Below are 14,631 nucleotides of genomic sequence, written 5' to 3' on the forward strand. Positions count from 1 at the left end.
TAACCGCCTATTTCCGGGCAACAGCCATAATGTGAGCGCTCATCCCCAACATAGAGGGTTCGGTTTCTAACCAGCGAATCGCTTCTAAAAGGCGATCGCGGCGACCTTGCTCATTCCAGTGTTCTTGAAAGTTTTGTAATAACCAGCCTGGCCCTTCAATCGCTAAAATCTTTTCAGAATGTAAACCCGCTTCTTCAACCTCTGCTCTGAGTTCTTCTGGATGATGAAAGAAGGTTTTTGTAAAGTAGCGAGGGTGGTTGTTTGGGTTGCGGTGTTGACCATCAATCAAATCCTGTTTAACAATCTCTACAAACTCTGGATCGTCTAAATGTCCGCCAAATAATCCATCTAAGGTTGAAGCAAAACGAGAAACTCCCGCAGCGAAAACAAAACCTCCAGTTTTTAAGATCCGATGAGTTTCACGTAAAGCAATAATCCGATCTGTGCGCTCAGTCAGATGATACAAAGGCCCAAGTAACAGAACAGCATCAACGCTATTATCCGCCCGATTGAGTTGCCGAGCGTCTCCAACAGCCAAACTAGCTAGAGGATATTCCGGTTGAGCTTGAGACAAATGTCGGGCTTGCTCTATGTGCAAAGGAACAGCATCAATGAGATGGACTTCATAACCCTGTTGAGCAAGCCAAAAAGAATAAACGCCAGCACCACCGCCAACATCGAAAATCACTGCGGGAGGAGGCGGTAGGTAGCGGCTAATAAGTTCTTGGCTTCGGGCTAATTCCAGCAGACCTGCACCTTTTGATAACCGATCTTGCTCTTGACCACTCGCGTAATGGATTAACGCTTCATCTCCAAGCAGATTGTTTAATTCAGATAAATTAGACATCGTGAATCTCAACTTCAATCAAATCATTATCTTTAAGGTTATATAGCTCCCGCAGTTTCACATCACAAGCTATCTCAATAATTGTTTTTGGATGATCTCCATTTTCAGTATTATTTTTGTCTGTTCTTAAGATAAAAGCATCTCTACCAAATATCTGACAAGGAACAATGCTCACAGAAACAGTCCCTCCATATTCTTCCTTTTCCAGACGCATAACATTTTTCGGGAGATGGTAAGGTCGATCTAATTGAATATTTAAAGTTCCAGGGAAGAATTTCATTCCGGTTTTTTTCAAGTAATATTCTTGGAGTTTCTCAATCCAGTAAGAAAAGTTTCCGAAACCACTGACAACCTTACCTTTTAAAATTTTCATATATCTTTATGTATATAAATAAGCTGGTATTTATATTAGTTAAACTTCAAGAATAATTTAAAATACAGAAACAATAATTTGTCTCTAACTCTTTCCCCCTGCTCCCACGGTTACTGAGCGTAGTCGAAGTATGCTCCCCTGCTCCCTATTTGTATCAACCTGAAAGTAAAATGGTATTAGAGGGGAGTAGTACTTATACCGCGCACAAAAATATCTACACAGGTTTCGATATAGTCCTCACAGCTATAGCTGCTGGAATTGAATTTTGCACTGCGGCATAGCATTCCAGCTAACAGCATTCCTGTGAACATATCGACAGCCGGAAATGGATCGAGGTCTGCTCTGACAGTGCCTCGTTTCTGACTCGATTGCAGGTAAGCTACCAGTTTTTCGGCTAAGGGCTTGGCAGCTTCTTGAATCACTTGTTTGGCTGCCTCTGGATGACGTTTGGCTTCTCCAATGAAGGTACGAATTAAGTCTTCCTGCGTCTCCAGCATAGTATTGTAAAGATGGGCATACTGTTTTAAATCAATTTTGAGATCCTGTGTCCACGCTTCGGGGTGTGCAAGGGCTTCTGTCTGGAGTGCTAAGGCATTTTTCATTACTGCTCCCAGAAGTTGTTCTTTGCTAGCAAAGTGGCGAAATAAAGTCACCTCATTTACACCAGCAACACGAGCTATTTCACGGGTAGTTGCTCCTTGAACACCTAAACTGGCAAATACCTGCAAGGCGGCTTCTATCAAACGTGTACGGGTGAGAGTTGATGAACGGATAGTTTTATGCATTTATGCTGGCAAGTACTTACTTTGATCATAGATTATGTAGAAAAAGTAGTCGTAATTTAGGGAAAATAGTATTAATGCCAACATTTTTAAAGTTATTGAAAATATTTCCCTCTTAAGTTGATTTCGCTGCAATAGCTAATGTTTTACTCATTTTAGTAACTGGAACAACTATCCCACTTCTTAAATAATGAGGTGCTTTTTGGATAGCAGTAAATCCCAATCGTAAATAAAACCCTTCAGCATAAAGGCTAGCAGTTGTAATTACCTTGTCTATACTTTGCTCAGTTGCTTCGTCGCAAAAATGTTGAACTAAAGCACGGCCAATCCCTTTACCTTGATATTTAGGATGAACATACAGCCCGATGAGTTCATCAACAATGAAACTAGCAAAACCGACAACAACATCTCCCTCGATCGCAACCCAGAAAGATTCTGTTTTCATACTCTTCAAGATATTTGAACCATCAGGTTTGTCGCGGTAATTGCGCCAAGCTAAAAGTTCTTTTTGGGTGTAGAAAGTTGCAGGTAGAGCTTTGATAGCAGCAATATGAATTGCACTCAGCACCCACGCATCTGTTTCTTGGGCAGGTCGAAGAGATATTTCGTTAGTGTTCATTTGAAATTTGTATTAGATGCTTGTTTGACTTTCTAAGCCAAAGATATCGAGTTTGGGATATAAAAATTTTAGTTGGGTAGGCAGTAGCCCGTCATAGACATCGCAACACATCAATTAGCTGATATTAGTAGTTTGCAATTGAGTTACAACTCGCTGGACAATTTGCCGTCTAATTTCCTGAACATTATGACTCGCAGCGGTAACACGAGCAAGTACAGCCGCCGGAGCAGTTTGGGGAGAACCACTGTTAAAGGGTGGTTGGGGATTGTATTCGATCCCTAGTTGAATTGCTTGGGCGATCGCTTCTCCAAATAACTCAGCAGCGATCGCTAGTCCAAAATCAATGCCAGCTGTCACACCGCCACCTGTAATTCGATTGCGATCGATGACAACTCTTTGGGCAATTGTCTCAACTCCCAACATCTCAAGCAAATCCAACGATTGCCAGTGAGTAGTGGCGTGATACCCCTGAAGTAAACCCGCCGCCGCCAGCAGCAGAGAACCAGTGCAGACAGCAGTAACGTAGCGAGCTTGTTTCCCTTGGTTTCTAAGAAAATTGAGAAACTTTTCATCTTCCATTTTGGCGTTGATACCTGGGCCTCCTGGCACAAATAACACATCTAAGGCTGGGGCTTGAGCAAAGGTTGTGTCAGGTAGAAAGGTAAGGCCGCGATCGCTCCGAATTGGTTCGAGTGTTTCCGCTAGCAAATATACCTGCGCCTTTGGCAATCTGACAAAGATTTCGTAGGGCCCCGTGAAATCTAACTGCGTCACATTTGGGAATAATACTATTCCAATCGATAGAGAAGGAACCTGTTCAATAAAAGTCATTATTTATACCCTTATTTGCAAAATTCTAATATAATTGCTCTCCCAGCTTGTCAAATACTATAACTTCTGAAACATAAACTACGGTAATCTTATCGACAAAAAGTATTACAAGCTTTAATCACCACTAAATCTACCGACAAACCGTATATTATGGATAAAGCAATAAAATAACCAACTTCGAAAGACAAATTTTGAAGTAATCAAGCAATATCTTGTGATATTTGGCTAATTTTGTTGTGCTTATTTTGAATATCTGCTTAAAGCTTGCTCTCTTAGAGTATTTAGCAAGCTGGCAGATATTAGAAAGTCAAAAGGAGTGAATGTGATCAACGCCATACAAATTAACGAAAACTTGACAACTACAGGACAAGTCATACCGAAACAGCTTGAGCAAGCTATTCAAGAAGGTTTTAAGTCCGTTCTCAATCTGCGATCGCCTGATGAACTAGGATTTTCTAAGGATGAGCAAAAAGTAGCGGAAGCATTGGGGCTGTATTATCAAAATGTTCCCCTCAAGGTGGATCTCAAAAATTTGAATGAAGAGGTAATTACCAAAATCCTCACGACACTCGAACAAATCCCGAAACCAGCGGTTGTCCATTGTGCCGCCGGAATGCGCTCGACTGGAATTGCGCTGTTGAGTATCGCTATCCAGGAAGGATTAACGCCAGAGGAAACCTTAGCAAAAGCAAGAAATCTCGGCTTTGGATTCTTTGAACACGCTGGTGTTAGTCCCCGATTGAAGCAATTATTTGTGGACTATGTTAACAAACACGCGAAGGTAGCTTTACCTGCTAGCTGCTCTTAAGTATTAGTGATTTCTAATTGTTATGTCTTAATAGACTAGACGGCTGCTATACAAATTATTGAAGAAGAATTCAGAAGTTAGGATTCAAAATTAAGATGTTCTCTATGTTCGCGCTGCGGTAGCGAGTCCCACAGAATTCAATTCTGTTAGCGGATAGCTAAGGTTTAGCCCATTCTGACTCACCTCGACTGCGCCCTTCTCTACGAGAGGCTGCGCCAACGGCTACGCTCAGGACAGGCTCGGCGACCACCTGACTCCTGAATTCTTTCTTCTTAAAAATTAAAAACTGCTCTTGCTGAAAGTAGACAAGAGCAGTTTTTAATAGCAAAGCCCAACATAAAAATTTAGGCATCTTCAAGTTCAAATTGAGCCACCGTAACAGCATTAAAAGCGAAAGCTAAAACTAATGGCATTGGCGACTGAAACCAAAAGGTAAAAAGAACAGCTAGGATTGTGCCTATTACTGCGGACATTGACCACAATCGCTCTTCAAAAGTCAGTCCTTTTTCGGCTTTAATCAATCTGAGAACATGAACTGGAATTGGCTCTGGCATTACCCCACCCGGAGGAAAAGCCCAGAAGTTGTTACGTCGCTCAACAAATAAATCTGTCCAGCCATTTTCTTGACACCATGCCTCAATCCATTGAACAGAGTAATGATTCATCATCGGGTTTCGGAGTTCGGTTTGTAGAAGTTGTGTAGTTGGTGAATGTAAACTCTGGGAGATTCCTGAAGAACTAACTAATCGCTATAAAGTGAACGCTAATGCTCGATATTTAAGCTTTGTTAAGCAATTGAGACGCATATAATTACGACTCAAACCTTGCTTTCATTAATTAAAAGACTAACAGTTGATCGGGGCTGTTGAATTTAAAAGACAACAAACTTTACTTGAAAAATGGAAAGTCAAGAATTGTAAATAACTCCATGAGTATTACTGCTCAAAAAAACTTTTTATATCTTGAAAATTTAAATTTACAAATGAATAATTGTAAATAGGTCAACAAGCATAGACCATAGGAAATATTGCTTTACTCAGCTAAATTATTCCTTTAGAGTTAGGAATTTCAAGTTTTATCTTTATCAAGAGCGATAGATTATGCTCCCCGTCTCTATTTTGCTAAAGCTTGCTCGATCGGAGAAACAATTTATACTCAGTCATGGCGATCGCTATTGTATAAATATTGTTCTGAATATTTAATTTTAGTGCGATCGCAGATTGCCCCTCTCTACCTCAAGTAGCAGGGAGAATTTTGCGAAAGTAAGAAGTTTATGCTCTTTTTGCGTTACAAAATATTAAGCAACGGAAATACACGTTATCCAAGTCCAGTAGCAAGGCTGCGAGTCTCAATTAGTACGATTCAGTCTTGCTAATATTCAAATGCGGTAATTAAATGGGGAAATTATACACTAAATTGGCTCTCAATATCTTTTGGCGGCAAACACTAGCATTCCTTCTCGGAATTATTATCTGGTGTGTAGCCGATCCAGCAGTGGCAGTAGACTGGACTCATCCACTGTCATTTAGCAATGCAGAGCTATCAAGACGTGATTTTTCTGGACAGAGTTTGCAAGCTGCGGAGTTTTCTAACGCCAATATGGAATTGGCTAACTTTACAAACGCTGACTTACGGGGAGCAGTCATGAGCGCTTCGGTGATGACAAAAGCAAATCTCCACGGAGCGGATTTAACGAATGCAATGGTCGATCAGGTAAACTTGACTAAGGCAGATTTGAGCGATGTAGTTTTCAAAGAAGCTCTTTTGCTCCGCGCCATATTTAATGATGTAAATATAGACGGTGCAGATTTTACAGATGCAATTTTGGATAGAGCGCAAATTAAAGAACTGTGCGAAAAAGCCAGTGGTGTGAATTCCAAAACAGGCGTGCAAACTCGTGATTCTCTAGGATGTCAATGAAGCGTGTTGGTGTAATTGGTGGCGGACAACTAGCCTGGATGATGGCGGATGCAGCACAGAAGCTAGGAGTAGAATTAATAGTACAAACTCCAAGCGTTCACGACCCGGCCGTGTCAATCGCTCAGGAAACTGTTTTCGCGCCAGTTGATGATGCAAGTGCTACGGAAATATTAGCTCAAAAATGCGATGTTATCACCTTTGAAAACGAATTTGTTAACCTGCAAGCTTTATCTCTTTTATCACAGCAAGGCGTTTGTTTCCGTCCCAAATTAGAAGCTTTAGCTCCTCTTTTAGATAAATATCATCAGCGTTGCTATTTACGTGATTTGGGCTTACCAGTTCCTCAATTTTTCGCCCTTGAGGAGGTGGAAAATATTCAATCCAAAATAGAATATCTAGGTTTTCCAGCAGTCTTGAAATCCCGTCGTCATGGTTATGACGGTCAAGGTACTTTCATAATTCAGGATTTTGCTGCTTTAGAACAAAAGCTAAGTCATGAAACCACAACAAAGACTTTAAATCAATCACTTTTCTTGGTAGAAGAATTTGTTCCTTTTGAAAGAGAATTAGCAATAATTGCAGCTCGTTCTGTGGAGGGAGAAATTGTCACTTACCCAGTAGTAGAAACCCAACAAGAACAACAAGTTTGTCGGCGGGCGATTGCGCCAGCCGAAATTACGCCCAATCAAGTAGCAGAAATCCAAGCGATCGCACATACTCTATTAAATAGCCTAGAAGTAGTGGGAATTTTTGGAATTGAGCTATTTCTCAGGGCTGATGGCAAAGTACTGGTAAATGAAATTGCACCACGTACCCACAATTCTGGACATTTTTCTCTTGACGCTTGCGAAACTTCTCAGTTTGAGCAACACCTCAGAGCGGTTTGTGGTTTACCTTTAGGGAATCCGGCTTTAGAATGCGCTGGTGCTGTAATGGTTAATTTACTGGGGTATGAAAATTCTTACAGTGACTACCAAAGCCAACGTCAACAAATAGCAGAAATTCCCCAGGCGCACGTTCACTGGTATGGGAAGACAGAATCACGTCCTGGGCGGAAGTTGGGACATGTCACTGTTTTGCTGGATAATCAAAATCGAGAGTCGGCAAGTGCATACGCCAATAACATCGCCCGCAACATAGAATCTATCTGGTATCCCAGGTAAATAGATGGGAAAGTTTCGATATTGAACACACAACATCTTTTGAAAAGCTATAATGAGTGAGTTGCACTACGACGTTGGTGACTGCCATCAAGTTTTTTGATCTATGCCTTTAATGACAAGGGAGTCAACTGTTCTCGTGGCAGTATACCGGGCATGTACCCGGAAACTTTAAACGAGGAATTTAGGTTCCCACCTGGATAAACCCAGGTCATAAACTTAGGTAAAACGGCGTCGCGGTGAACTTAAAATTATTAGCTCCCAAGGTCAATTAGAATTTGGGAGCTTTAATTATTTAAATCAGTTTAAAATAAGCGAACTGACAGTAAAGATAGGCATGTTTTTGGGAAACCTAGATACTGAGGTCTCAAGAATTAAGCCCTATGGTCAGCATTCCCGGATATCAAATTAGCAAAGAACTCTACAACGGTTCTCGAACCTTGGTTTATCGTGCTAATCGAGAAACTGACCAAAAATCTGTGGTGATTAAGCTGATGAAAACTGCTTATCCCAGCTTCAGCGAATTGCTACAGTTTCGCAACCAGTTCACCATTGCCAAAAATTTGAATCTACCTGGAATCATCCAAACCTATAGTCTGGAACCCTATCAGAATGGCTATGTGTTAGTGATGGAAGACTTTGGGGGAATTTCTCTAAAGCAGTGGCAAGACAGAGTAGAGAATAGGAGAATAGGGGAAACAACACAAGCTCTCATTGAGTTTTTACAAATTGCGATCGCACTGTGCAATACATTAGATATTCTAATTCGTTATCGGATCGTTCACAAAGATATTAAACCTGCCAATATTTTAATTCATCCAGAAACTAAAGAAGTTAAGTTAATTGACTTTAGTATTGCATCTTTGTTGCCACGAGAAACTCAAAGCCTCATGAGTTTTAATGTATTAGAAGGGACACTTGGCTATTTGTCTCCAGAGCAAACCGGACGAATGAATCGGGGGATTGATTACCGGACTGATTTTTATTCTCTGGGTGTAACTTTTTACGAATTACTAACAGGGCAATTACCATTTCAATCGCCCGATCCGATGGAATTGGTACATTGTCATATTGCCAAACTTCCGTCTTTAGTGCATGAGATTAATCCACAAATTGCGCCTGTACTCTCATCTATCGTTAGCAAATTGATGGCGAAAAATGCCGAAGACCGCTATCAGAGTGCATTTGGGCTGAAATATGATTTAGAAAATTGTTTAGCTCAACTTAAGGAGACGGGTAAGATTGTAAGTTTCCCAATTGCTCAACGGGATGTGTGCGATCGCTTTATTATCACAGAAAAACTCTATGGGCGCGAGCATGAAGTTGAAACTCTGCTGAAAGCATTTGAACGCGTTACCAACAACCAAACAGAACTAATGCTGGTAGCTGGTTTTTCTGGTATTGGTAAAACTGCTTTAATTAACGAGGTTCACAAACCTATTGTTCGGCAGAGAGGCTATTTCATCAAAGGCAAATTTGACCAATTTAATCGGAATATTCCCTTTTCCGCTTTTGTGCAGGCATTTCGAGACTTAATGGGACAATTACTGAGTGAAAGTGATGTCCAATTGTCAACTTGGAAAAATAAAATTTTACAAGTGCTGCGGGATGAGGGGCAAGTTATTCTTGAAGTAATTCCCGAATTAGAACAAATTATTGGTCAACAACCACCTGCAACGGAACTTTCACAGAGTGCAGCCCAGAATCGCTTCAATTTACTCTTTCAAAAGTTCATTCAGGTATTCACCACAAAAGAACATCCATTAGTAATTTTCCTCGATGATTTGCAGTGGGCTGATTCTGCATCACTCAAATTGATGCAGTTGTTGATGAGCGAATCAGGAAGTGGAGCTTTACTTTTAATTGGGGCTTATCGAGACAATGAAGTATCTACCGCGCATCAGTTGATGTTGACTTTAGCGGAGATTCGCAAAGTCAATGCGACAATCCACAGCATTACTTTAGCTCCGTTAAGTAAAGCTAGTTTAAATCAATTGGTAGTTGATACCTTGAGTTGTTCAAGTAAAACTGCCCAACCACTAACGCAACTCGTCTATCAAAAAACTCAAGGAAATCCATTTTTTGCAACGCACTTTCTCAAAGCATTGTATGAAGATGGACTGATTACTTTTAATTTTGCTCAAGGTTACTGGCAATGTGATATTGTTGCTGTGAAAGCACTCGCCCTTACGGATGATGTTGTAGAATTCGTAGCGCTACAGTTGCAAAAATTGCCAGATGCAACGCAAGATATGTTGAAATTAGCTGCATGTATTGGCAACCAGTTTGATTTGCTAACCTTAGCAATTGTTTCTGAACAATCGGAAACGGAAGCAGCAGCATCTTTATGGAAAGCTTTGCAAGAAGGGTTAGTTTTACCTACTAGTGAAGTTTATAAATTTTTTCAAGATAATGAACATATTTATGACTCAAACGCCTTAGATTCTAATTTCCAAATCCCCACCTATAAATTTTTACACGATCGCGTGCAGCAAGCGGCTTACTCTCTAATTCCAGATGAAGAGAAACAATTTACTCATCTAAAAATTGGTCAATTACTCTTACAAAATACCTCTGAGTCTCAGCAAGAGGAGCGAATTTTCGAGATTGTCAGTCAGTTGAATTGGGGAATGGCATTAATCACCCAGCCGACTCAACGTCAACAGTTAGCTCAGTTAAATCTGAATGCCGGTCGAAAAGCGAAAGAAGCTACCGCTTATGCCGCAGCAATTCATTATCTCAATTATGGAATGCAGTTGCTACCGATTAATAGTTGGAAAATCGCCTACGAATTGACTCGAAGTTTACACGAAGAAGCTGCCGAAGCTGCTTTTCTCAACAATGAATTTGAGCAGATGGAATCTCTTATCCAGGTTGTCATTCAACAAACAACCACCTTACTGGATAGAGTGAAAGTTTATGAAGTGCAACTCCAAGCTTATCAGGTTCAGGGTCAACCATTCCGAGCGATCGCAACAGGGTGTGAACTTCTCGCTCAACTTGGGGTAACATTACCTGAATCAGTAACACCTCCAGACATTCAGCAATATGTAGTCAACACACTCTCAACTTTGGCAGCCAGAAATATTCAGAGCTTAGTTGATTTGCCATTGATGGATGATACCAAAGCTTTGGTTGCTTTGCGGATTATGGCTAGCATTGCTCCCGCTATCCACCAGACTTCTTCCTATCTTTTACCAATTATTGCCTGCGAAGAGGTAAATTTATCTCTTAAATACGGTAATGCACCACTCTCTGCACCAGGGTATGCAGATTTTGGAATTGTACTTAATATTTGTAACCAACTGGAGTCAGGCTACGAATTTGGCCAGCTAGCTTTAATACTTGTGGATAGATTTCAAGCAAAATCTGTTCAAAGTATGACTATATTTAAGGTGGCTGCATTAAATCAATCTAATAAACAACATATTCGCGCCTCAATTAGTTTATTACAGGAATCTCATAATATTGGATTAGAAACAGGCGACTTTTTTCATGTGCTTGCATCGATGATTTTCAAGTTATTCTATGTCTACTTAAGTGGCACAGAAGTTTTAGAAGTCTTGCTAGCAGATATCAAAGCCTACGAATCTAATTTCGCCAAAAACCAGCGCTTATTAAATTGGTCTAGTATAGTCTGTCAAAGCATTAAAAATCTAATCGAATATAGCGACAATCCAGAATGCCTCATTGGTGAAAATTGTCAAGAAGAACAACTTTTATCTGCGCTCATCAAAGAGAACGACGAATTAACACTCCATATATTTTTCTTGAGTAAGTTAACACTTGGTTATCTTTTTGAGAATTTTTCGGCGGCAGTTGAGAATGCAAATCAGGGAGAGCAATACCTTAACGGTGCAGCAGGAATGCTATCTGTGCCTGTTTTCTACTACTACGATTCTCTGTCTCGGCTGGCTGTCTATCCTACGGCTGAACCATCTCAACAGGAGCAATTACTCTTGAAAGTTGGCGAAAATCAGGAAAAATTGCAGTTTAGAGCCAAATTTGCACCGATGAATTTCCAGCACAAATTTGATTTGGTGGAAGCAGAACGCCATCGGGTTTTAGGCGAAAAAATAGCAGCAATAGAATTGTACGATCGCGCCATAACTCTAGCGAAAGAAAACCAATATATCCAAGAAGAAGCCTTGAGCAATGAACTAGCTGCCAAGTTCTACCTCGACTGGGGCAAAGAAAAAATCGCCCAAGTTTATATGCAAGAAGCTTATTACTGCTATGCTCGTTGGGGTGCTAAAGCCAAAACTGAGGATTTAGAAAAACGCTATCCTCAACTCCTGGCTCCCATCTTACAAGGGCAGCATCATCGCTTTCAACTGAGTTCAACCGTCGATGCATCATCATTTCCACATCAAACCATCCACACAAATCTTTCTAGCAGCAGTATTTCGGAAGCCCTCGATTTTGCCACCATCTTTAAAGCCGCACAAGTTCTCTCCAGTGAAATTCAATTAGAGCAATTACTCACTACCCTTTTGCAAGTGGTGATGGAAAATGCTGGGGCACAAAAAGCTGCATTACTTGTACTTCAACAGGGCGACTTGGTGGTTGAAGCTGTAGCTACCATCAATGAAGGAGTCAGCCTGGTATCTGCACCATTGTTAACCAGTGAAAGCATTCCGATTACATTGGTAAACTATGTCAAACGCAGCTTAAAAACTGTTGTGCTGGATGATGCAACAGCACAAACAGATTTTATCGCCGACTCATATTTTATGCAGCAACAACCTAAGAGTGTGTTGTGTACGCCGATGTTAAATCAGGGTAAACTCATCGGGCTGCTATATCTAGAAAATCCCCTGACAATTGGTGCATTTACAAGCGATCGCACCGAAGTTATCCAACTGCTATGCACTCAAGCTGCCATCTCTCTAGAAAATGCCCGTCTTTATCAAGAATCTCAAAATTATGCCCAAGAGTTAGAGCGATCGCTACAAGAACTTGAGCATACCCAATTACAAATGGTGCAAAATGAAAAAATGGCAACCTTGGGTAATTTGGTTGCTGGGGTGGCACATGAAATTAATAATCCCATTGGATTTCTCAAAGGCAGCCTTAACAATGCCGAAGAGTATATTCAAGACTTACTCGCCCATATCCAATGCTACCAACAACATCATGACAATCCGGCGATCGCAGTCATTGAGCATAGCGAAGAAATTGACCTAGAATTCTTGACTGAAGACTTACCAAAGCTAGTAAGTTCGATGAAGGTGGCAAGCGATCGGATTAAAGACATTAGCATTAGTCTCCGCACCTTCTCCAGAGCCGATACAACTGAAAAAGTTGCTTGTAACCTCCACGAAGGGATTGAGAGTACCCTGTTGATTTTGAAGTATCGCCTCAAAGCTAACGAAAAACGTCCAGCAATTGAAGTCATCACCGAATACGGAAAATTACCGCCAGTTAAGTGCTTTTTAGGACAGTTAAATCAAGTATTTATGAATATCCTTGCTAACGCAATCGATGTCTTAGATACTTCCTGTGAATGGCTTTCTTTTGCCCAAGCCCAAGCCAATCATCACCAAATACTGATTCATACCGAAGTATCCAGTGAACAAAACATGGTAGTAATTCGCATCAAAGATAACGGTCAGGGAATGCCAGAGGAGGTTAGGGCTAGGATCTTCGACCGCCTATTTACAACGAAAGAGGTTGGGAAAGGAACAGGATTGGGACTCGCGATCGCTCGTCAAATTGTCGAAGAAACCCATGATGGGCGGTTGAGTTGCAATTCTGTGCTTGGTGAAGGAACAGAATTTGTCATTGAGATTCCAGTATTTTAAGTAATTTGCGATTTTCCTCACAATGCATAACGTTTCTAATTTTTCGGTAATGTGGAGAACAGCAATAGCATAATTCTCCTAAATCTGTATAACTTGATTCTAAATGAGGTAGCGTTCAGAGTTAAAATGACACAATTGCGTTAAATTGTGGTTAAAACTACAAAAAATTGTTAAAACAACTAACTAATACCGTATTTCCAGCCTCGATTTTCCGACTAGAGAGTGGTTTAACTTTTATTCATCAAGAAATTCCCACTACTCCCGTAGTTGTGGCGGATGTTTGGGTGCGTGCTGGAGCCAGCTTAGAGCCAAAACCGTGGTTTGGCATGGCGCACTTTCTAGAACACATGATTTTTAAAGGTACGGCGACGCTACCCCCTGGAATGTTCGATTCCCAAGTTGAAAATCAAGGAGGCATCAGTAATGCAGCGACAAGCTATGATTATGCTCATTATTCACTCACCACAGCTGCTCCTTATTTAAAAGATACTCTTCCCTACTTGGGAGAACTACTACTCAACGCGGCAATTCCAGAAGATGAATTTAGCCGAGAACGGGATGTAGTGCTAGAGGAAATTCGCTCCTGTCAAGACGATTCCGACTGGATAGGATTTCAAGCACTGATTCAAAGCATCTATCCGCATCACCCTTATGGACGTTCGGTGTTGGGTACTGAGCAAGAACTGATGCAGCAATCACCAGAAGCAATGCGCTGTTTTCACCGCACTCACTATCAGCCGGAAAACATGACGGTGGTAATTGCAGGGGGTATAGCCCAGCAACCAGCTTGGGAAATGGTAAGTCATTCATTTAGTGATTTTGCCGAACCCTCGAATTGTCCGCAGTTGGAGAAAGTGACAAAGCCAGCGATCGCCGGAATTCACCGTCAAGAACTGTGTTTACTACGCATAGAGCAAGCGCGATTGTTGATGGCGTGGTTGGTACCCGGAGTAGAAGATATCCGTATTGGCTATGGTTTAGATTTTTTGTCAGTGTTATTGGCAGAAGGGCGGACTTCGCGTTTAGTGCGTGATTTACGAGAAGATTTGCAATTGGTACAGGGAATTTGCAGTAGTTTTTCTCTACAACGAGAATCAAGTTTATTTACAATTACTGCTTGGTTAGAACCAGAAAATCTAGAGAAAGTTGAGTCTTTAATTTGCGCTCATTTGGATGATTTGCAGACTAAAGGAATTAGCGAACCAGAACTTGCTCGGACACGCAGGTTGCTATGTAACGAGTATGCGTTTTCTACCGAAACGCCAAATCAACTTACAGGGCTTTATGGATATTACAATACCATTGCCCAAGCTGAATTAGCTCTGACATATCCCCAGCAGATTCAGTCTTTTGATGCCCAAGAACTGCAAAAATTAGCTAAACAGTATCTCTCATTAGAGAATTATGCAGTTACTATACTTAAACCGTGTTAGTCATTGGGTATGGGGCATTGGGCATTGGGCATTGGGCAAATGACAAGTGACAAA

The 14,631-nt window shown here is 41.0% G+C and carries 12 protein-coding genes and 1 other RNA gene; 6 read left to right on the forward strand and 7 right to left on the reverse strand.

Translation table 11 applies throughout. The features are described from left to right. Positions 1 to 7 precede the first annotated feature (7 nt). The 5 genes from ACR5KR_RS01855 to ACR5KR_RS01875 all read right to left on the reverse strand — a co-directional run bounded on the left by ACR5KR_RS01855 (position 8) and on the right by ACR5KR_RS01875 (position 3,452). Positions 8 to 847, reverse strand: a complete 840-nt coding sequence (locus ACR5KR_RS01855; protein ID WP_448265234.1) for a class I SAM-dependent methyltransferase — start codon at positions 845 to 847, stop codon at positions 8 to 10. After that, a complete protein-coding gene (locus tag ACR5KR_RS01860) occupies positions 840 to 1,220 on the reverse strand; it encodes a DUF120 domain-containing protein (RefSeq protein ID WP_445628021.1) in 381 nt (126 codons plus the stop codon). The genes ACR5KR_RS01855 and ACR5KR_RS01860 overlap by 8 nt, the downstream gene beginning before the upstream one ends. Positions 1,221 to 1,396: 176 nt before the next feature. After that, positions 1,397 to 2,005 (reverse strand): TetR/AcrR family transcriptional regulator, encoded by a 609-nt coding sequence (locus tag ACR5KR_RS01865; RefSeq protein WP_445628020.1) that lies wholly within the window; start codon positions 2,003 to 2,005, stop codon positions 1,397 to 1,399. 112 nt (positions 2,006 to 2,117) lie between these two features. Next, the gene (locus ACR5KR_RS01870; protein WP_445628019.1) at positions 2,118 to 2,621 is read right to left on the reverse strand and encodes a GNAT family N-acetyltransferase; all 504 of its coding nucleotides are present in this window, start codon (positions 2,619 to 2,621) and stop codon (positions 2,118 to 2,120) included. Positions 2,622 to 2,735: 114 nt separating this feature from the next. Next, positions 2,736 to 3,452 carry a DJ-1/PfpI family protein gene (locus ACR5KR_RS01875; protein ID WP_445628018.1) on the reverse strand — a complete coding sequence of 239 codons (717 nt, stop codon included), beginning with the start codon at positions 3,450 to 3,452 and terminating at the stop codon, positions 2,736 to 2,738. Between the two features lie 322 nt (positions 3,453 to 3,774). Here ACR5KR_RS01875 and ACR5KR_RS01880 point away from each other — a divergent pair, with 322 nt between their 5' ends. Further along, positions 3,775 to 4,260, forward strand: coding sequence for a beta-lactamase hydrolase domain-containing protein (locus ACR5KR_RS01880; RefSeq protein WP_194040625.1), 486 nt, complete (start codon positions 3,775 to 3,777; stop codon positions 4,258 to 4,260). A 157-nt stretch (positions 4,261 to 4,417) separates the two neighbouring features. Here ACR5KR_RS01880 and ACR5KR_RS01885 read toward each other — a convergent pair whose 3' ends face one another. Further along, a complete protein-coding gene (locus ACR5KR_RS01885; protein WP_448265235.1) occupies positions 4,418 to 4,612 on the reverse strand; it encodes a hypothetical protein in 195 nt (64 codons plus the stop codon). Next, complete coding sequence (locus ACR5KR_RS01890) at positions 4,605 to 4,928, reverse strand: slr1957 family protein (RefSeq protein ID WP_448265236.1); 324 nt, start codon at positions 4,926 to 4,928, stop codon at positions 4,605 to 4,607. The genes ACR5KR_RS01885 and ACR5KR_RS01890 overlap by 8 nt, the downstream gene beginning before the upstream one ends. 727 nt (positions 4,929 to 5,655) lie before the next feature. Between ACR5KR_RS01890 and ACR5KR_RS01895 the strand changes: the two genes are divergently transcribed. From ACR5KR_RS01895 to ACR5KR_RS01915, 5 genes are all read left to right on the forward strand, one after another. After that, positions 5,656 to 6,180, forward strand: coding sequence for a pentapeptide repeat-containing protein (locus ACR5KR_RS01895; RefSeq protein ID WP_448265237.1), 525 nt, complete (start codon positions 5,656 to 5,658; stop codon positions 6,178 to 6,180). Continuing rightward, positions 6,177 to 7,343, forward strand: a complete 1,167-nt coding sequence (locus tag ACR5KR_RS01900; protein WP_448265238.1) for a 5-(carboxyamino)imidazole ribonucleotide synthase — start codon at positions 6,177 to 6,179, stop codon at positions 7,341 to 7,343. Before ACR5KR_RS01895 ends, ACR5KR_RS01900 begins: the two co-directional genes overlap by 4 nt. A 60-nt stretch (positions 7,344 to 7,403) precedes the next feature. Beyond that, positions 7,404 to 7,587, forward strand: a non-coding RNA gene (gene ssrS, locus ACR5KR_RS01905) — 6S RNA. Positions 7,588 to 7,723: 136 nt separating this feature from the next. Further along, positions 7,724 to 13,144, forward strand: coding sequence for a trifunctional serine/threonine-protein kinase/ATP-binding protein/sensor histidine kinase (locus tag ACR5KR_RS01910; RefSeq protein ID WP_448265239.1), 5,421 nt, complete (start codon positions 7,724 to 7,726; stop codon positions 13,142 to 13,144). A gap of 167 nt (positions 13,145 to 13,311) precedes the next feature. Then, positions 13,312 to 14,577, forward strand: coding sequence for a M16 family metallopeptidase (locus tag ACR5KR_RS01915; protein WP_448265240.1), 1,266 nt, complete (start codon positions 13,312 to 13,314; stop codon positions 14,575 to 14,577). Positions 14,578 to 14,631: the final 54 nt, after the last annotated feature.

This window comes from Nostoc sp. DSM 114159, from assembly GCF_053470285.1.